Below are 17,861 nucleotides of genomic sequence, written 5' to 3'. Positions count from 1 at the left end.
TTGTCGCGCGACCTTTAGCGCCAGGGCTCGTAGCGGTCGTCAGTCGGCCATCCGTCGCGTGCTGCTGAGCGAGACCAGAATCTTTTCTCGCAATTTGAATCGCTCCGTTCGCACCAAATTAAGACGTTTGGCAGGTGCGGTTGTTTTAGGTATCTGCTGATATCAAGAGGCGAAATGCGCTAACAGCTGCTAACCATATTTTAAACGCGGGCAACGTACAAAACGCGTGCAGTTTGTTGGTGTCCCCGCGTCAGTCCGGAGTACTTGATGTCATATGCCGCTCAAGCCTATGCACGCACGTCGCAAACGACGGCATCACCACGGGAGATCGAAGCTCAGGCATTGCTGAAGGCGGCGCGGCAGCTGCAGGAAGTCCAGGCCAATTGGAATGGTCCCGATCGCAACATGTACAAGGCGCTGCTGTTCAATCGCCGCCTCTGGACGATTTTCATGAGTGCGATGGAGGCCGAGGACAATCCGAATCCGCTCGATATCCGGCAGAATATCGCGAACATCGGCGTGTTCGTCATGAAGCAGACCATCGAGATGCAGATGGATCCGGATCCGGCGAAGCTCAAATCGCTGATCGACATCAACTGCCATATCGCCGCGGGATTGTCGGGGCGCAGTTGAGCGGTTGCGCGAGCAGGGACTGACGGGGCAGCTGACATCGTCAGCATCCAGTTCGCGTCCGACCCGCCGAGCCTGTCTGGAGCTGTGCTCGTCAACAGGTGATACGCCGCCAGCGCTTTCCGGAAGCTGATTCAGAGAACGAAAAAGCCGCCTCGGCAAAACGCCGGGCGGCTCGATGTTTGCCGCCGACAGACGGAATCAGGCGATGCGATCGGTCGGCACCACGCGCGGCGTATCTTCCTTCTGCAGATCCTTCTGCAGGTCGAGCGTATTGAAATAGGCGCGCCGCCGCAGCACGGCCTCGTCCGGATATTGCGTCACCACCTGGTCGGTCTTGCGGTTCACCACCTGGAACACCAGCGCGGCAGCCGCGCGGTCGTAATAGGCCTGGTGCGACACGGACAGGTCGTTGGCAACGTTGAGCTGGGAGTCGTTTCTGACGGGCGTGCCGGGATCGGCCGCAGTCACGGTCTGGCTCGGAGGAAGGTCCGTCGGAACAGCGTTCGCCACCGCCGGGCTCGACGGTTGAATGATCGGAACGGACGCTGGCGCGCCCACCGGCCTCACGCTGAAATCGGAACTCATGGCAGCCTCCTCATGGCCATCGAGTCAATTCCCAACCCATCCCGCTTGCAACTATGCCGACCACCAATCAACGTTATGTTAGGAAATAGAATGAATGACAGGTACTGAATCGCGCGGCCTTTTAATCTTATTGAGCCGTTAACGGGCGCGAGCCGCGCGGCCCCGGGCGGCGCGGCTTCTCGACGTTCAGGATTGGACCGTGTTCAAAGTGGCGCGAGCTCGGCGCCGGAGGCGGCCCGAGACGCCGGGTTCAGAGCGTCCGGCTCACGGCGAGCGGGGTCAGATGGCGCGAGCCGGGCGCGGCGCGGCGGCCGCCGGCGGTGTAGGTGCTGGGGATGTTCTTGCGCTGGACCTCGGCATTGACGCCGCGCACGATCTTCTCGGAGATGGCGTGCGCCGTGGCAAGGACGGTCAGGTTGACCTGCAGCATCGCGCGGAACGTGTCGTGGTGACGGTGCAGAGTGGCGAGCAGTTCCGGCGCGGTCTGCTTCATGAACGCCTGGCTGGCCTTCAGACGGCCGACCATCGCGACGTAGTGACGCGACAACTCCGTCTTCTTCGGTCCGTAGGCCATGCCTTCCTTGAGCTTGCCGGCGCGGACGAGCTCGGTCTCCTGCTCGATGACCGCGATCAGCTCGCTCATGACGCTGACCATCTCGTCGGCGAGCGCGCGCGCCTCGGCCGCGGTGGCTGCGGCCGCATAGGTTGTCTTCTTCGCCTGGCCCTGTGCGCTCATCCTCAAACTCCTCCGAACGGCGGCCTCAGACCCCCGCAATGCCTACGCTTACGTTGACGCTTTGCTGTCGTTAGAATTGCTGCCCAAACTGCTGCCCGAACTGCTGCTCTTGGCTTGCTGCAGGATCAGCGTGCGGAACACATCGTTGGAGATGCCGACGCCACCCGCCTTGGCGAAGTTCTTCGAGTATTGCTCGGTCAGCATCGAGCGCCAGACGCCGGTGCCCGGCGTGTCGCCGAACGGGCCGTCGCCCTTCACGCCGCTCATCATCTGCGAGAACATCGAGTTGAGGAACATGGCCTCGAAGTCGGTCGCGGTGGCTTTGGCCTTGGCCTGAGCCTTTGGCGAGACCTTGCTCAGCGCGTCCGTGAGCTCGATGTCCGTCCGTGGCACCGTTCTCGCGGCCGCCGAGGGCATGCTGAGCGGAACGCGGCCGGCATAGGAGTCGACGAAGGAGGTGGCCATCACATCACCTCGATGTCGGCTTCGATCGCCCCGGCGGCCTTGATCGCCTGCAGGATGCTGATCAGGTCGCGCGGGCCGATGCCGAGGCCATTGAGGCCATCGACCAGCTGCTGCAGCGACACGCCGTCCTTGACCACCGCAAACTTCTTGCCGTCCTCCTGCACGCCGACGCTGGTCCGCGGCGTGACGACGGTGCGGCCTTGCGACAGCGGGTTGGGCTGGCTGACCTGCGGACTCTCGGAGATCGTGACGGTGAGGTTGCCCTGCGCCACGGCGACGGTGGCGACGCGGACGTCGCGGCCCATCACGATGATGCCGGAGCGCTCGTCGATCACGATCTTGGCGGCGAGATCCGGGTCGACCTGCAGCTGCTCGATCTCGGTCAGGAAGGCGACCACATTGCCCTTGAATTCCGGCGGGACGCTCAGCTGCACCGTGGAGGGATCGATCGGCTCGGCGGTCTTGACGCCGAGAAAGTCGTTGATGGCGGCAGCGATGCGCTTGGCCGTGGTGAAGTCGGCGTTGCGCAGCGCCAGCCGCACGTTCGGCAGCCGGTTGAGTGCAAATTCGATTTCGCGTTCGATGATGGCGCCGTTGGCGATGCGGCCGACCGTCGGCACGCCGCGCACGATCTTGGCCGCCTCGCCCTCGGCCTGGAAGCCGGAGATCGCGAGCGAGCCCTGCGCGACGGCGTAGACGTTGCCGTCGGCGCCGAGCAGGGGGGTGACGAGCAGGGTGCCGCCCTGCAAATTCTTGGCGTCGCCGAGCGCGGACACCGTCACGTCCATGCGCGTGCCCTGCGTGGCGAAGGGCGGCAGATTGCCGGTCACCATCACGGCGGCGACGTTGCCGGTGCGGATGGTGGCGCCGCGGATGTTGACGCCCATGCGCTCGAGCATCGCCTGCAGCGACTGCTTGGTGAACGGGATGTTGTTCAACGTGTCGCCGGTGCCGTTGAGGCCGACGACGAGGCCATAGCCGATCAGCTGGTTCTGGCGCACGCCTTCGATATTGGCGAGATCCTTGATCCGCGACGTCGCATGCGCGGGCATGGCGGTAGAGGCCAGCGCCAGCATGGCGGCGCAAGCGGCCTGAAACAGGCGCGTAAATCGGACGCGTCGCATCCTATGCTCCCCTCGAACTCTGCAGGTGATCACTTGGCCACTCCCATGACCGCATGATCGGCGTTAACTATGCGAGGGCCGTGCCACCTCGATGCTCCGAGCTAACTCATTGAAAGAGTGTGAAATCGATCGCGCGATCTGTTGTGAAACCGGGGCGGCCCGGAGGAACGAAGCTGCCGCCCCGGCAGAATTTGCCGGGCCATTTACGCACCATTAACCACGACGCGGCCAATCTCCGCTCCGACACGCAGAGCTTGCGGGAGCCACCGATGCGCATCTATGGACCGAACGGCACGACGCTGAACACGTCGACCAGCTCCACGCGGAAGACCTCGTCCGGAGGCTTCAAGCTGCCCGACGCCGGCACCACGCAGGAGACGCGCGCGACCCTGGCGCCGAAGCAGACTGCGAACATCGACGCGCTGCTCGCGTTGCAGGGTATCGAGGAGGAGCCGGCCGAGCGTCGCAGGCGCTCGGTCCAGCGCGGCAAGCGCGCGCTCGACGTGCTCGACGATCTCAAGCTCTCGCTGTTGTCGGGCAGGCTCGACACGACGATGGCGCTGCGGCTGCGGGATGCGGCTGCCGACCTGAAGCAGACATCGGGTGATCCCGGTCTCGACGCGATCCTCTCGGAGATCGAGCTCCGCGTCGAGGTGGAGCTCGCCAAGTCTGGGCAGGGCTAAAGGCCGGACAGGGCTAGTTCAACCGAGGAAAAAGCCCGCTTACGCGGCCTTCGATGGCTGCTGCGCGTCGTAGCGCCGCTGCGCGGCGGTGACGTCCTTCAGATGCCGCTCCGCCCAGTCGCGCAGCGGATCGACCGCGGCGGCGAGCGTCAGCCCGAGCGGCGTGATAGAATATTCAACCGTTACTGGAACGGTCGCGATCGCGCGCCGCCGCACCAGGCCGTCGCGCTCGAGACTCTTCAACACCTGCGAGAGCATCTTCTGCGAGATGCCTTCAATCGCGCGGCGCAACTGATTGAAGCGCAACGGCTCATTGCGCAACAGGATCAGGATCAGCACCGCCCATTTGTCGCCGACCCGATCGAGGATCTGGCGGGTCGGGCAGTCGGCCGAATAGACGTTGGCAGCTCGCATCGGTTACTCCGGCGTGACCTGGTGATCTCAAAGTGCGCTCTTAACACCAGCATTCGTTCCGCTATCTAGTTACTATCGGATACCAAAGGGATCTCGTCCAGGGCCTTCGGTCCGAGCGCATCAATCGCAAACAGGAGTTGCAGCATGAAGATCGCCGTCGCCGGCGCCTCCGGCCGTGCCGGGTCGCGTATTACCGCCGAGCTCGCCAATCGCGGCCATCAGGTCACCGGTATCGCCCGGAACCCCGACAAGATCGAAAAGCACGCCAACGTCACGGCGGTGCAGGGCGATGCCAACGACCGCGCCGCGTTGGCCAAGCTCTGGGCCGGCCACGACGTGGCGATCAGCTCGATCCACTTCCTGGCCAGCGATGCCGAGGCGCTGATCGGCGCCGCCAAGGATTCGGGTGTATCTCGTTACCTTGTGGTGGGTGGTGCCGGTTCGCTCGAGGTCGCGCCCGGCGTGCGGCTCGTGACCACGCCGAACTTTCCGGCGGCGTACAAGGCCGAGGCGGAGAAGGGGGCGGCGTTCCTCGACCGTCTCAAGCAGGAGAAGGACCTCGACTGGACCTTCCTGTCGCCCTCCGCCATGATCGCTTTCGGCGCTCGGACGGGCAAGTTCCGGCTGGGAACGGACCAGCTGCTGGTCGACGCCGAGGGCAAGAGCTTCATCACCTTCGAGGACTTCGCGGTTGCGATGGCCGACGAAATCGAGCGGCCGGCGCACCGGCGAGCCCGTTTCACGGTCGGCTATTGAGGCAGCCCCCTGGGGCCCAGCCGTCCGGCTGCGATTTAGGCTGGACAAAGGCGGGACGGCGGGGCGCCCGTGTCGATGGAAATATTGTCTGTCACATGAGGCCGCTATATAACGCGGCCGCGAACGGGCGTATTCCGTCCGCCGGTGCCGCGACCGGCGCCAGCACGTACAGATGGGCTGACCTTGGAAAAGTTGAAGAACTACAAACCTTCCGAAAAAGAGCCTTTCATGAACGACCGCCAGCGCGACTACTTCCGCGCCAAGCTGCTGGCATGGAAGGAGGAGATCCTGCGCGAATCGAAGCTCACCCTGCAGGCTCTGCAGGAGGAGAACGTGAACCACCCCGACCTCGCCGATCGCGCGTCGTCGGAGACCGACCGGGCGATCGAGCTTCGCGCACGCGACCGCCAGCGCAAGCTGATCTCCAAGATCGACGCCGCGCTCCAGCGCATCGAGGACAACACCTACGGCTATTGCGAGGAGACCGGCGAGCCGATTTCGCTGAAGCGGCTCGAGGCCCGTCCGATCGCGACGCTGTCGGTGGAGGCGCAGGAGCGCCACGAGAAGCGTGAAAAGGTCTATCGCGACGAATAGGTCGCGGCGCTGACCAGACGAGCCCGATTGCGGCCGCCCGCCGGGTGCGGCCGCGTCACCGTTTGGTCTGCGATCACGCTGAACAGGTCGGTCCGTTGAACCGGGCGCGACTTCCAGCCGCTGTCGTCCATTGCTGAGCGTCGTCGACTGGCGCAGCGTTGCGCATGCGGCCTGCCCGACACAGCCGGGCCTCATCTTGAAAACCGTCCGGAACCTTTCTGCGCCTGCGGAATTAGTTTCTGTTCCGTCTGGGAACACGCCGTGGGGGATCATGCGCGAGCTCGAAAGACCGGGAAGCCCGCTCGGCGGCGCGCTGGCAGCAGTTCAGCGCTCTTACGGCGCGCTCAGCATCAAAGGGCGGCTGTTTCTGCTCGCCGGCATTCTGTTCCTGCCCTGCGTCGGGCTCATCGCCTATGTCATCGCTTCCATGGCGCAATCCGCTGACGGATCGATCCGGCGCGGGCTGTCCTATGCCGCCCAGACGATCTCCGGTGCCGTCGATGCCGAGTTGCGGCGCTACATCATGCTTGCCGAGGTCCTGGGGAAGTCTCCTGATCTGAGCGCGGCCGATCTTGCCGACTTCGAGGCGGAGGCGCGCCGTGTCGGTGCGGTCAGCGGCGAAGGTTGGATCATCGTCTCCGACGCCGATGGCCGCCTGCTGCTCAACACCCTGGCGCGGCCGGGCAAGCCGCTCGGCGAGCGCACGCCCGAAGGCCGCCGCTCGCAGGAACGGGCCTTTGCGTCGGGACGGCCATCGATCTCGGACATTTTCACCGGCCCGAACTCCGGCGAGTGGGTGGCGACCGTCGATGTGCCCGTCTTCAAGGACGGCAAGCCGTTCCGCTGCCTGTCGATCGCCATGCCGGCCGCGAACTATACGCGGCTGCTGGCCCAGCAGGAGCTGCCGGCCGACTGGCTGGTCGGCATCATGGACGGCCAGGGCCGCTATGTCTCCCGGATCCCGAAGAATGCGACCAGCACCGGTCAGCTGGCGTCGGCGGGGTGGCGGGCGACCGCCAGGGAGGACGGGATTGCTGAATTTCCATCGATCGAGGGCGATCGCGTCATCAATGCCAACGCTCATCCGCAGCTCAGCGATTGGACCGTCGGCGTCGGCATCAAGCAGGGCGCCTTCGCGCAGGCGATCTCCTCCACGGTGAAGACCGCGACGATCGCGGCGACGACGATCTGTGCGCTGGCGCTGCTGCTGGCGGCCGGTATCGGGCGCAGCATCGCCCGGCCGCTCGAAAGCATCGCAATCAAGAGCACCAATCCCGGTGAGGCCGCGCCCTCCGATCCTCCCGAGGTGCGGGCGCTCAACGCCCGGCTCGCCGCGGCCGAGAAGGCCCAGGCCGAGAGCGCGCGCATCATCCAGGAGAATTTCGGAATGCTGGCGAAGGCCAGGGACGATGCGTCGCGGACCGCCGAGCAGCTGAAGCTCGCCGCGAAATACGGCCGGCTCGGCACCTTCATCTGGGACGGACGCTCCGGTACCAGCCACTGGTCCGACGAGATCGAGGAGCTCTATGGCCTGAAGACCGGCACGTTCCCGGGGACCTATGACGACTGGCTCGCGCTGGTGCATCCCGACGACCAGGCCCGTGCCGACCGGGACAACAAGCAGGCGCTGATCACCGGCGAGCTCGATTCGGAATGGAGAGTGCCATTGCCGGACGGCTCGATCCGGTGGATCGAGGCGCGTGCCCGCATGCTGCCCGGCGAAGGCGATAGCGATCGGCGGATGATCGGCGTCAACATCGACGTCACCGCCGCCAGGGAGGCCGACCGCAAGCGCGAGCTGCTGGTCCATGAGCTCGCCCATCGGGTGAAGAACAGCCTCGCGGTTGTGCAGTCGCTGGCGCACCAGTTGCTGCCCCGGCACGACGTCAAGGTCCGCGACTTCACCTCGCGTCTGCACGCACTGGCCACCGTCCACACCAGCCTCGCCGAAAACGACTGGCAGGGCGCGGATCTCGCGGCGCTGATCACAAGCCAGGTGGCGCCGTTCGCCAGCACGCCGGATCAGCTCGCGCTGAGCGGCCCGACCATCCTGGTCCCTGTCGAGCTGACGACCCAGCTCGCGCTCGTCATCCATGAGATGGCCTGCAATGCCAGCAAATACGGCGCGCTCACCACGCCGTCGGGCCGTATCGAGGTGGACTGGTCGCTCGGGCCGGATGCGCTGCACATGCGCTGGCAGGAGAGCGGCGGCCCGCCGGCCAGCGAGCCGCCGGTGGTCGGCTTCGGCAGCCGCCTCCTGACCCGCACCGTCCGGCATCTGCAGCGGACCTTCGCCGAGACCGGCCTGACCTGCCAGTTCGAGCTGCCATGGCTGGAAACGCGCAGCGAGGGCGCCGCGGCGGCCCTCAGCGAAGCGAAGTAAACCGGCAGTCACCGAGCTCGTTCAGAGCTGGCGAAGCGGATCGCTCCTGACACGGCCCCGACACGGCGCTCTGCCATGCTTCGACCCTCGGGGGGCGAGGTGAATGCAATGAGCGAGGTTCTGGTCACCGGTGGCTCCGGCTTCATCGCGACGCATGTCATCTTGCAGCTGCTCGCGGCCGGCCATCGCGTTCGCACCACGCTGCGCACCCCCGACCGGCAGAGCGAGGTGCTGGCCGCGCTCGCCCGCGGCGGCGCGACCGATCCCCATTTGCTGTCGTTCCACGCTGCCGATCTGACCCGGGATGACGGCTGGGCCGCGGCGGTGTCGGGCTGCGACTACGTCCTCCACATCGCGTCGCCGCTGCCCGACCACGTGCCTGACGACGAGAACGAGCTGATCGTGCCGGCACGCGACGGCACGTTGCGGGTGCTGCGGGCGGCGCGCGACGCCGGCGTGACGCGCGTGGTGCTGACTTCCTCCTTCTCCGCCGTCGCCTATGGCCATCGCCCCCGCGCAAAACCGTTCGACGAGGCCGATTGGACCGATCTCGACGGTCCCGACGTGCAGCCTTACCCGAAGTCCAAGACCCTGGCCGAACGCGCCGCCTGGGCGTTTCTCGCCAGCGAGGGCGGCGCGTTGGAGCTTGCGACCATCTGTCCGGTCGCCGTGCTCGGCCCGGTGCTGGGCCCGGATTTTTCGCCCTCCATTGCGCTGGTGCAGGCGATGCTGCAGGGCAGGGCGCCGGCCGCGCCCAGGATCCATCTCGGGCTGGTCGACGTCCGCGACGTCGCCGACCTGCATCTGCGTGCGATGACCGACCCCGCCGCCCGCAACGAGCGGTTCCTGGCGGTGGCCGGTTCGCCGCTGTCGATCCTCGAGATCGCGACCGTGCTGCGGACACGGCTGGGCAACGCGGGACGACGGGCGCCGCGGCGCGAGCTGCCGAACTGGCTGGCCCGTATCGTGGCGCTCGCCGTACCGCAATTGCGCGACGTCAAGCCGCTGCTCGGCCTGCGCCGCACAGCCTCGAGCGACAAGGCGCGTCGGCTGCTCGGCTGGAATCCGCGGCCGAATGATGAGATCATCGCAGCGACGGCCGAGAGCCTGCTGAGGCTGGGCCTGGTGCGGCCGTGAGGCGGTTGAACCGCCGTCTGAAGGACAGGGCTGACTTCGAGCGCGGTGCCAACTGCCGCGACAGGAGATGAAGTGAGCGGCAAAAGCCGCGTCGTGACAACCTGTTAACCATAAGACCTCAGAGGCCGCTTGGAGCGGCCGACAGCGGGAGTTGAACGATCATGGGAGCAGACGAGGTCCTTGCCGCCGCGCAATCGATCGTGGCCGCCCGCCGCGCGCGGACGCCGCTGGCGCCGCTGCCGGCTCACCTTCAGCCGAAGGATGAAGCGGCTGGCTATGAGATCCAGCATGAGGCTCACTGGCTGCTCGCCGAGCATGCCGGCGATTTCGCCGGCTACAAGATCGGCTGCACCAGCCAGGTGATGCAGGACTATATTGGCATTCCGCATCCTTGCGCCGGCGGCGTCTTCGCGGGCGGCGTGCACGCCTCGGGTGTCACGCTGCGCGCGGCCGACTTCGTTCGCGTCGGCGTCGAATGCGAGATCGCGGTGCGGCTGGCCAAGGACCTGCTGCCGCTGGACGCGCCGTTCACCATCGCCCATGTCGGCGACGCGATCGGCGACTGCCATGCGGCGATCGAGATCGTCGACGACCGCTACGTGCAATGGGAGACCATGGGCGCGCCGACCCTGGTGGCCGACGACTTCTTTGCCGCCGGCTGTGTGCTCGGTCCCGCCGTCCCGCGGGAAGCCGCCGGAGACCTCGCTGCCGTGCAGGGCCGCGCCTTCGTGAACGACGCCCTGGCCGGGCAGGGCTCCGGCGCCGACGTGCTCGGCCATCCGCTGCACGCGCTCGCCTGGCTCGCCAACCACCTCGCCTCCCGCGGCGACGGGCTCGAGGCCGGGCAGCTGGTGCTGACCGGCAGCCTGGTCAAGACGCTCTGGCTCAAGCCGGGCGACCGGGTGCGGATGGAGCTGGACGGGCTGGGCGTGGTCGAGGCGGTGTTCGCGTGAGGGCACGATAGAAAACAAGAATGCTGTGCCAGCCCGCAAGCCCCGCTGTCATCGCGCGGCTTGAGCCGGGGCAATCCAGGATGACGTGAGATCCCGGTTCAATATCTTCTGCCGCTGAGTACTGGACGCTCCGGCTTCGCGGAGCATGACAGCGGCGGATGCGGCGAGGTCACCTTCCCGCAATCACCACGAGGTCCGACGAAAAGCCGCGCTTGAAGTGATCGCTGATCCCTCAAACGAACACGGCCTCCGGCAGGGGAGCTACCGGAGGCCGCGTATACATTACCCGCGGCGCCTAGGTTCGCGTTGGGCAATGTGGGAGCTCGTTTCAGGACGGACGGCGGCTGCGGGTCATGCGCATGACCATGGTCGCGCTCGGCCAATTCCTTGCCTGACCCTCGCCGTGCGGCGAGGGATTTTCGTCGATGTCTCTACCGTCCTCGTTGTCTGCTGCCGATCTCGATCAGAGCCGGCGGTCGTCTCGCGACCGGGCGGGATGCGATCCGCCCGGTCCTGCGATCGTGTCGCCGCCTCAGAATGGCAGCAGGATGTCCATGACCTGCTGGCCGTAGCGCGGCTGCTGCACGTCGGTGATCTGGCCGCGGCCGCCATAGGAGATGCGGGCCTGGGCGATCTTGGTCGAGTCGATGGTGTTGTCGCTCTGGATGTCCTCCGGGCGGACGATGCCGGCCACGATCAGCTCGCGGATCTCGTAGTTGACCCGGATCTCCTGCTTGCCCTCGACGACCAGGTTGCCGTTTGGCAGCACCTGGGTCACGACCGCGGCGACGCTAGTGGTCAAGGATTCCGAGCGCTGGATCGTGCCCTTGCCGTCGGAGGACGAGGTGCCGTCGGCGGTCAGGATGCGGCCGGGCAGCACCTTCTGCGCCTGCGCGCCGAGCGTCTTCGAGCCGATGAAGTCGGTGATCCCCGAATCTTCCTTGTTGGTGCGGCTGCGCTGGGTCTCGTTGGCGAAGTTGGCCTTGTCGGAAATGCTGACGGTGACGGTGAGGAGGTCGCCGATCTGGTGCGCGCGCTGGTCCTTGAAGAAGGCGCGCGAGCCGTTGCGCCACAGCGAGTTCGGCGCATAGGACACGGTCTCCGGCTTCGGCATCGGCATCTGCACCGGCTTGTAGCCGGGCTGGGTGGTCGGATTGTCGATCTCGGTCAGCTTCGGCCGCTCGCCGATCTGGCTGAGCCGGTCGATTGAGGAGCAGCCGCCCGCGACGGACAGCACAGCGAAGGAGACCGAGATCAGCGCGACGCGCCGCAGACCCGAAACGCCCTGACCATTGAACTTGAACGTCGACATGAAACTTACTCGGCTTTCGGGGTGGCGGAGGAGGACAGGCGGCTCGCGACGGCGACCGGCGCGGCGTCGGCTTCGGAGGTCTGGGCAGGTTTGGCGACGGCGATGTCGATCGAGACCTGGCCGCGGCCGATGACGCGGCCGGTGATGGTGCGCTTGGACTGCAGGTTGAGCACGCTGACGACGTCGCCCTCGGTGCCGGACTCCAGCGCCTTGCCGCGCGTCGTGAGGTAGATGCCGGCGGTCTGGTAGATCAGCGTCACCGTCTGGTCGCGCTGCACGAGGTCCGGCTTGGCGAGGTCGGTGGCCTTCAGCGCCTGGCCGGCGCGCACCGGACGGCGCATCTGCATGCCGACCGCGAGTTCGCGCGAGGCCGGCTCGGCGCCGCCGAGCTCGACCTTTGGCCGTCGCTCGGTCTGCAGGTCGCCCGCGCGGATCACCTCGTTGCGGTCGATGTTGCGGGTCAGCACCACGGCCTCGACGGTCTCGATGGCCGTGCCGGTGTAGCGAAGCTTGGTGCTGCCGGCAGTGCCGAGCTCGAAAACGATATCGAAGCGGCCGCTGCGCGGGTCGAAGCGGACATTGGTCGGAGCCAGCGAACCGTTGCTGGAGGCCTCGAACTTCAGGTCCTGCACCGGCTGGTCGAAGTTGATGCTGAGGGCGGCCGCCTCGCCGAGACCGTTGCGATGCTCGAGCGCCTGGGCCACGGCGCCACTGATCTCCTTCGCATCGATGGCGCGGGCGAGCCTGGTGACCGCAACCTCCTTGATGTCGCGGACGTCAACGCCGATGACCTGGTGACTGCGCAAGGTCGCGATCACCTGCGCGGCCGGCAGCACGCCGGTGGTGCCGAGATCGGGCGCGCGGTAGACGGCGACATTCGCCGCGACGCCGGCATTCTCGATCAGGTCGCCGACGCGCACGATCTCGCCGGTGACGTTCACGGTGGCGCGCAGCACGGGCGCCTTGATCTGGTCGTCGGCCTCGCCGGCGAGGGCCGACAGCGCGGTCGAGGCGAGCAGGGCGGCCGCAAGCAGGATGGGACGGGCGGTGCGGGTCATCATCGTGATCTCCCTCAGGCCTCAGCGGAACAACGCGGTGGTGGATTGCATCATCTGGTCGGCGGCGGAGATGACCTTGGCGTTCATCTCATAGGCGCGCTGGGCGGCGATCAGCTCGCTCATCTCGCTGACGACGTCGACATTGGCCTGCTCGAGACTGCCCTGGGTGATGCTGCCGAGACCATCCTGGTTGGCGATACCGTCCTGCGGCGCGCCGGAGGAGGGCGTGTCGGTGAACTGGTTGTTGCCGACCGGCTGCAGACCGGCCTTGTTGATAAAGCGGGTGACCTGGAGCTGGCCGATGATGTTCGAGGTGGTCGAGCCCGGCAAGGTCACCGAGACCTGGCCCTGCGAATTGACCGTGATGCCCGAGGCGTTCTGCGGGATCGAGATGGTCGGCTGCACAGGGTTGCCCTGGGCCGTGACGATGCGGCCCTGATTGTCCATCTGGAAGGTGCCGTCGCGGGTGTACTGATAGGTGCCGTCGGGCATCAGGATCTTGAAGAAGCCTTCGCCGGAGATTGCGAGGTCGAGGTCGTTGCCGGTCTGCGACAGCGTGCCTTGCGTCATCGAGCGCGGCGTGCCGACGGTCTTGACGCCGCCGCCGATGTCGATGCCCACGGGCAGGATCGTGCCCTGATCGGAGGACTGCGCGCCGACCCGGCGCACATGCTCGTAGATCAGGTCCTGGAACGCCGCCGTCTGCTTCTTGAAGCCGGTCGTGCGGAGGTTGGCGATGTTGTTGGAGATCACCTGAACGTTGAGTTCCTGGGCCGCCATTCCGGTCGCAGCGGTGTGAAGCGCCTGCATCTTACGTCTCCTTCAGTCTCTGCGGTCAGGCCGGAACGTCGGCGAGTTTCTCGATCGCGCTCTTGCGCAGGTCGCTCTGGACCTGGAGCATGTTGGCGACCTGGGTGTAGGCACGCATCACTTCGACCATCTTGCTCATCTCGCCGACCGCGCTGACGTTCGACTTCTCGATGTAGCCCTGCTGGACGGTCGACTTCGTATCCTGCTGCGGCGCGGCGCCGCCGACGGCCGCATACAAATTGTTGCCCTGCTTCTGGGCCTTCTGCGGATCGGCGAAGCTGACGATGCGCAGCTTGCCGCGGATCGAGTCGGTGCGGTTGACGCCCTCGACCACCGTCACGGTGCCGTCGGGCGAGATGTTGATGTCGTGGTCGGTCGGCTGGAACACGATCGGGCCGCCGGTGCCGAGCACCAGGTCGCCGGCCGCGGTGACCAGCTGACCGGTGTTGTTCATGTGCAGGTTGCCGTCGCGGGTGTAGCGTTCGCCGCCGGCGGTCTGCACCGTCAGGAAGCCGTCGCCGGAGATCGCGACGTCGAGCGCGTTGCCGGTGCGCTCCGTCGAGCCCTGCGTGAAGTCGCGATAGGTGCCGCGGTCCTGGACGTAAGAGACCTTGCGGGCGGCGCCCGGAAAATTGTCCTCATGCGCGCCGGAGGAGAGATACTCCTCGAACAGCTGCTGATCGGCCTTGAAGCCGTTGGTGTTGACGTTGGCGACGTTGTTGGCAACGACGTCGAGTTGCCGCTCCAGCACCATCTGCCGCGACAATCCGATGAGAAGCGCATTCTCCACCGGTCGATCTCCCCTCTTAACGAATCCCGTCCGCGGCGCCTCTCCCAAGGCGGTCTCGACCGGGTCTTCTCCGAACCTTTCAGCTCTCCCAAGCCGGCGGGTTCGCAAGAGGTACAGCGAAAGCCGTGCCAATTAGAAAAATTGTTATATATCAATTATTTGTCGTTTTGGCGGGGCTGGAAAGACCCGGCAATAACGGCGCGCTAACCATAATTGCCCGGCAAGATTTTCCCACCTCCTGACCAAAAGAAAGCTTCCGTTAACCATTGTTACCGTAGCGTTCCCCTTAACGAAGCGCAGATGCGCTGGGAGCATTGGTTTCGCGTCATCGAGCTTTCTGGCGGCATCGGTTGGCTTCCCGTGATTTTCTCTGGGGACACCGAAGGCCATGGCTGAGAACGAAGGCGGAGCGGGCGAAGGCGAGGAGCAACTCGGCTCGCCGAAGAGCAAGCTCAAGCTGATCATCATGGTCGTCGGTGCGCTGGCGCTGCTCGGCATCGGCGGCGCGGCCTATTTCTTCTTCTTCAGCCACAAGGCTGACGAGCATCACGCCGAAGCGGCGCCGGCGCCGAAGCCGCCGGCCTTCGTCGAGGTGCCGGATCTCCTGGTCAATCTGGTCGGGAATCCCGGCGACCGCGTCCAGTACTTGAAGGTGAAGATCGTGCTCGAGGTGAAGGAGGAGAAGCAGATCGAGCATATCAAGCCGACGCTGCCGCGCGTCACCGACATCTTCCAGACCTATTTGCGCGAGCTCCGGCCGAGCGACCTCAACGGCTCGGCGGGCCTGTTCCGGCTCAAGGAGGAGCTCACCAAGCGGGTCAACGTCGCGCTGGCGCCCAACCAGGTCAACGCGGTGTTGTTCAAGGAAATCGTGATTCAGTAAGGCACGGACGCGCAAGATCATGGCAGGCAACGATCCAGTCGACCAAGATGCGATAGCCGCGCAATGGGAAGCCTCGCTCGATTCGGAGGACCCCGCAGAGGCCGCGGAAGCCGCAGCAGCTAACGAACTCACGGAATCGATGGCCCTGCAATGGGCCGCGATGGTCGAGGACGGCAGCCGCGATTTCGGCGCCACCAAGAACGGCGGCGAGCGGGTGCTGTCGCAGGAGGAGATCGACAATCTCCTCGGCTTCACCGCGGGCGAGGTCAATCTCGACGACCATTCCGGCATTCGCGCCATCATCGATTCGGCGATGGTGTCCTACGAGCGTCTGCCGATGCTCGAAATCGTCTTCGACCGCCTGGTGCGGCTGATGACGACCAGCTTGCGCAACTTCACCTCCGACAACGTCGAAGTCTCGCTCGACCGCATCACCTCGGTGCGCTTCGGCGACTACATGAACTCGATCCCGCTGCCCGCCGTGCTCTCGGTGTTCAAGGCCGAGGAGTGGGAGAATTTCGGCCTCGCGATGGTCGATTCGACGCTGATCTATTCCATCATCGACGTGCTGCTCGGCGGTCGCCGCGGCAACACCCAGCTCCGCGTCGAGGGCCGCCCCTACACGACGATCGAGACCAATCTCGTCAAGCGCCTGATCGAGGTGGTGCTGGCCGACGCCGAGCAGGCGTTCCGGCCGCTGTCGCCGGTGCGCTTCACCATCGACCGGCTCGAGACCAATCCGCGCTTCGCGGCGATCAGCCGGCCCGCCAATGCGGCCATCCTGGTGAAGCTGCGGATCGACATGGAAGACCGCGGCGGCAACATCGAGCTGCTGCTGCCCTATGCGACCATCGAGCCGATCCGGCCGGTGCTGTTGCAGATGTTCATGGGCGAGAAGTTCGGCCGCGATCCGGTCTGGGAAGGCCATTTCGCCACCGAGATCACCAGGGCCGAAGTCGCCGTCGACGCGGTGCTCTACGAGGCCGACGTGCCGCTGAAGCAATTGATGCGGCTGAAGGTGGGCGACACCCTGCCGCTCGACATTCGTCCGGATGCGCTGGTCGCCGTCCGCTGCGGCAACACGATGCTGACGGAAGGCCGCATGGGCCGGGTCGGCGACCGCGTCGCGATCCGTGTCACCAAGAATTTGCGCAAGCCGCATACGACGCTTGCGATGTTCGAAGGCGCCGAAAGCCAGAACAAGTTGATGGAGGCCCAATGAACCACTCCCTCGGATTGATCATCGAAAGCCTGGTGGCCGTCCTTCTGGTGCTGACCATCGGCTATTGCATGCTGCTGAACTCCCGGCTGAAGCGGCTGAAGGCGGACGAGCATTCGCTCAAGGCCGTCATCGCCGAGCTGATCACCGCGACCGAGATCGCCGAGCGCGCGATCGGCGGGCTCAAGCTCGCGGTGCGCGACGTCAACGACAATCTCGGCAATCAGCTCGCCGCGGCGACGCAGATGTCGGATCAGCTGCGCAAGCAGCTCGCCGAGAGCGACGGCGTGGTTCGCCGCCTGTCGCGCATCGCCAGCGCCGCGCGCCCGATCACCTCGCCTGACGCCGCCGCGCCCGAGCCGGTGGCCGCACCGGCGCCCGTGCCGGCGATCACGACCGAGCCGGTGCGCGTCTCCGGCGCCAAGGCGGTCGCCGCGGCCGCGCAGGCCTTCTCTGAACGTCGAAGGACCGGTGGCCTTGCCGCATGAATGCGTTCCGTAACATCCGCGTCATTCCCGTCGTCCTGATCGCGGTGGCGTGCCTCGCGGTCCTGAAGGTGGCCGGCCTCGTGATCGACGGCGGCTACGTGTTCGACTATGACCCGCAAGCCCCCAAGCGGTCCTGGGCCCAGGAGAACCTGGGTTATCCGGGCCGCGAGGACAATGACATCGTCACCGGGTCGACCCATGGCGAGCCGAAGGAGAAGAAGGAAGAGGCGCCGAAGCCTGCCGCGCCCGAGACCAAGCCCGACGGCATCGTGATCAAGCCGGAGGAGAACCAGCAGCAGGTGTCGCCGGCGGAGAAGGCCATTCTCGAGCGGCTGCAGTCGCGCCGCCAGGAGCTCGAAGCGCGCCAGCGCGAGATCGACATTCGCGAGAGCCTTCTGAAGGCCGCCGAGCAGCGCATCCAGTCGAAGACCGAGGAGATGAAGGCGATCGAGAGCCGGATCTCGGGCGCGCAGGCTGCGAAGACCGAGGCCGACAACGCCCGCTTCAAGAGCATCGTCACGATGTACGAGGGTATGAAGCCGAAGGATGCCGCCAAGGTCTTCGACCGGCTCGAAATGTCCGTGCTGATCGAGATCGCCTCGCAGATCGCGCCGCGCAAGATGTCGGACATTCTCGGCCTGATGTCGCCGGAGGCGGCCGAGCGGCTCACCGTCGAGCTCGCGCGCCGGGCCGGCGCCGAAAAGCCCGAGGCGAGCGCCGAGCTGCCGAAGATCGAAGGCAAGATCGTGCCTGTGAAAAGCAATTGAGCCGCATGTTTAATGCCCCCTTAAACGCCGGCTCCTAGACTTCCGGCGTGGCGGGGCAGGCGTATCCGTCA

The 17,861-nt window shown here is 65.9% G+C and carries 20 protein-coding genes; 11 read left to right on the top strand and 9 right to left on the bottom strand.

The features are described 5' to 3' along the window. Nucleotides 1-267: 267 nt before the first annotated feature. Complete coding sequence (gene flaF, locus BRADO_RS23475; protein WP_035648247.1) at nucleotides 268-633, top strand: flagellar biosynthesis regulator FlaF; 366 nt, start codon at nucleotides 268-270, stop codon at nucleotides 631-633. Nucleotides 634-831: 198 nt separating this feature from the next. Here flaF and BRADO_RS23470 read toward each other — a convergent pair whose 3' ends face one another. The 4 genes from BRADO_RS23470 to BRADO_RS23455 all read right to left on the bottom strand — a co-directional run bounded on the left by BRADO_RS23470 (nucleotide 832) and on the right by BRADO_RS23455 (nucleotide 3,543). Continuing rightward, nucleotides 832-1,218 carry a hypothetical protein gene (locus BRADO_RS23470; protein ID WP_041756845.1) on the bottom strand — a complete coding sequence of 129 codons (387 nt, stop codon included), beginning with the start codon at nucleotides 1,216-1,218 and terminating at the stop codon, nucleotides 832-834. Nucleotides 1,219-1,468: 250 nt separating this feature from the next. Next, nucleotides 1,469-1,954: a hypothetical protein gene (locus BRADO_RS23465; RefSeq protein ID WP_012028688.1), complete on the bottom strand. Its 486-nt coding sequence runs from the start codon at nucleotides 1,952-1,954 to the stop codon at nucleotides 1,469-1,471. A 48-nt stretch (nucleotides 1,955-2,002) separates the two neighbouring features. Further along, nucleotides 2,003-2,419, bottom strand: a complete 417-nt coding sequence (gene flgJ, locus BRADO_RS23460; RefSeq protein WP_012028687.1) for a flagellar assembly peptidoglycan hydrolase FlgJ — start codon at nucleotides 2,417-2,419, stop codon at nucleotides 2,003-2,005. Beyond that, nucleotides 2,419-3,543, bottom strand: a complete 1,125-nt coding sequence (locus tag BRADO_RS23455; RefSeq protein ID WP_041756844.1) for a flagellar basal body P-ring protein FlgI — start codon at nucleotides 3,541-3,543, stop codon at nucleotides 2,419-2,421. The genes flgJ and BRADO_RS23455 overlap by 1 nt, the downstream gene beginning before the upstream one ends. A gap of 269 nt (nucleotides 3,544-3,812) precedes the next feature. On the opposite strand from BRADO_RS23455, the gene BRADO_RS23450 reads away from it, so the two are divergent. Beyond that, nucleotides 3,813-4,226: a flagellar assembly protein FliX gene (locus BRADO_RS23450; RefSeq protein WP_012028685.1), complete on the top strand. Its 414-nt coding sequence runs from the start codon at nucleotides 3,813-3,815 to the stop codon at nucleotides 4,224-4,226. Nucleotides 4,227-4,265: 39 nt separating this feature from the next. Here the strand turns inward: BRADO_RS23450 and BRADO_RS23445 are convergent, their stop codons facing one another. Then, nucleotides 4,266-4,640 carry a helix-turn-helix domain-containing protein gene (locus BRADO_RS23445; protein WP_012028684.1) on the bottom strand — a complete coding sequence of 125 codons (375 nt, stop codon included), beginning with the start codon at nucleotides 4,638-4,640 and terminating at the stop codon, nucleotides 4,266-4,268. Between the two features lie 144 nt (nucleotides 4,641-4,784). Between BRADO_RS23445 and BRADO_RS23440 the strand changes: the two genes are divergently transcribed. The 5 genes from BRADO_RS23440 to BRADO_RS23420 all read left to right on the top strand — a co-directional run bounded on the left by BRADO_RS23440 (nucleotide 4,785) and on the right by BRADO_RS23420 (nucleotide 10,463). Continuing rightward, complete coding sequence (locus tag BRADO_RS23440) at nucleotides 4,785-5,396, top strand: NAD(P)-dependent oxidoreductase (RefSeq protein WP_012028682.1); 612 nt, start codon at nucleotides 4,785-4,787, stop codon at nucleotides 5,394-5,396. A gap of 228 nt (nucleotides 5,397-5,624) precedes the next feature. Then, on the top strand, nucleotides 5,625-5,990 hold the full coding sequence (gene dksA / locus BRADO_RS23435) for an RNA polymerase-binding protein DksA (protein ID WP_172889752.1): 366 nt from the start codon (nucleotides 5,625-5,627) through the stop codon (nucleotides 5,988-5,990). Between the two features lie 271 nt (nucleotides 5,991-6,261). Continuing rightward, nucleotides 6,262-8,373, top strand: coding sequence for a sensor histidine kinase (locus BRADO_RS23430; protein ID WP_012028680.1), 2,112 nt, complete (start codon nucleotides 6,262-6,264; stop codon nucleotides 8,371-8,373). 108 nt (nucleotides 8,374-8,481) lie between these two features. Next, nucleotides 8,482-9,510 (top strand): aldehyde reductase, encoded by a 1,029-nt coding sequence (locus BRADO_RS23425; RefSeq protein WP_012028679.1) that lies wholly within the window; start codon nucleotides 8,482-8,484, stop codon nucleotides 9,508-9,510. Nucleotides 9,511-9,671: 161 nt separating this feature from the next. Further along, nucleotides 9,672-10,463 (top strand): 2-keto-4-pentenoate hydratase, encoded by a 792-nt coding sequence (locus BRADO_RS23420; protein ID WP_012028678.1) that lies wholly within the window; start codon nucleotides 9,672-9,674, stop codon nucleotides 10,461-10,463. 532 nt (nucleotides 10,464-10,995) lie between these two features. On the opposite strand, the gene flgH is transcribed toward BRADO_RS23420, so the two are convergent. From flgH to flgF, 4 genes are read right to left on the bottom strand one after another with little or no spacing between them, the layout of a single operon-like run. Then, nucleotides 10,996-11,775, bottom strand: coding sequence for a flagellar basal body L-ring protein FlgH (gene flgH, locus BRADO_RS23415; RefSeq protein ID WP_012028677.1), 780 nt, complete (start codon nucleotides 11,773-11,775; stop codon nucleotides 10,996-10,998). 5 nt (nucleotides 11,776-11,780) lie between these two features. Continuing rightward, entirely contained in the window at nucleotides 11,781-12,836 is a 1,056-nt protein-coding gene (flgA, locus tag BRADO_RS23410) for a flagellar basal body P-ring formation chaperone FlgA (protein WP_012028676.1), read from the bottom strand. An 18-nt stretch (nucleotides 12,837-12,854) separates the two neighbouring features. Then, complete coding sequence (flgG, locus tag BRADO_RS23405; protein WP_012028675.1) at nucleotides 12,855-13,643, bottom strand: flagellar basal-body rod protein FlgG; 789 nt, start codon at nucleotides 13,641-13,643, stop codon at nucleotides 12,855-12,857. Between the two features lie 25 nt (nucleotides 13,644-13,668). Then, a complete protein-coding gene (flgF, locus tag BRADO_RS23400; protein WP_012028674.1) occupies nucleotides 13,669-14,433 on the bottom strand; it encodes a flagellar basal-body rod protein FlgF in 765 nt (254 codons plus the stop codon). A gap of 388 nt (nucleotides 14,434-14,821) precedes the next feature. On the opposite strand from flgF, the gene fliL reads away from it, so the two are divergent. The 4 genes from fliL to BRADO_RS23380 are packed head-to-tail and all read left to right on the top strand — an operon-like array spanning nucleotide 14,822 to nucleotide 17,790. Continuing rightward, on the top strand, nucleotides 14,822-15,316 hold the full coding sequence (gene fliL, locus BRADO_RS23395; RefSeq protein ID WP_012028673.1) for a flagellar basal body-associated protein FliL: 495 nt from the start codon (nucleotides 14,822-14,824) through the stop codon (nucleotides 15,314-15,316). Between the two features lie 19 nt (nucleotides 15,317-15,335). Further along, entirely contained in the window at nucleotides 15,336-16,538 is a 1,203-nt protein-coding gene (fliM, locus tag BRADO_RS23390) for a flagellar motor switch protein FliM (protein WP_012028672.1), read from the top strand. After that, entirely contained in the window at nucleotides 16,535-17,023 is a 489-nt protein-coding gene (locus tag BRADO_RS23385) for a DUF6468 domain-containing protein (protein WP_012028671.1), read from the top strand. Before fliM ends, BRADO_RS23385 begins: the two co-directional genes overlap by 4 nt. Next, nucleotides 17,020-17,790: a MotE family protein gene (locus BRADO_RS23380; protein ID WP_012028670.1), complete on the top strand. Its 771-nt coding sequence runs from the start codon at nucleotides 17,020-17,022 to the stop codon at nucleotides 17,788-17,790. The genes BRADO_RS23385 and BRADO_RS23380 overlap by 4 nt, the downstream gene beginning before the upstream one ends. Nucleotides 17,791-17,861 lie beyond the last annotated feature (71 nt).

The organism is Bradyrhizobium sp. ORS 278 (assembly GCF_000026145.1).
Lineage (GTDB): Bacteria > Pseudomonadota > Alphaproteobacteria > Rhizobiales > Xanthobacteraceae > Bradyrhizobium.
Note: the sequence above shows the minus strand (reverse complement) of the source record. Positions and strands in the feature narration are given on the sequence as shown.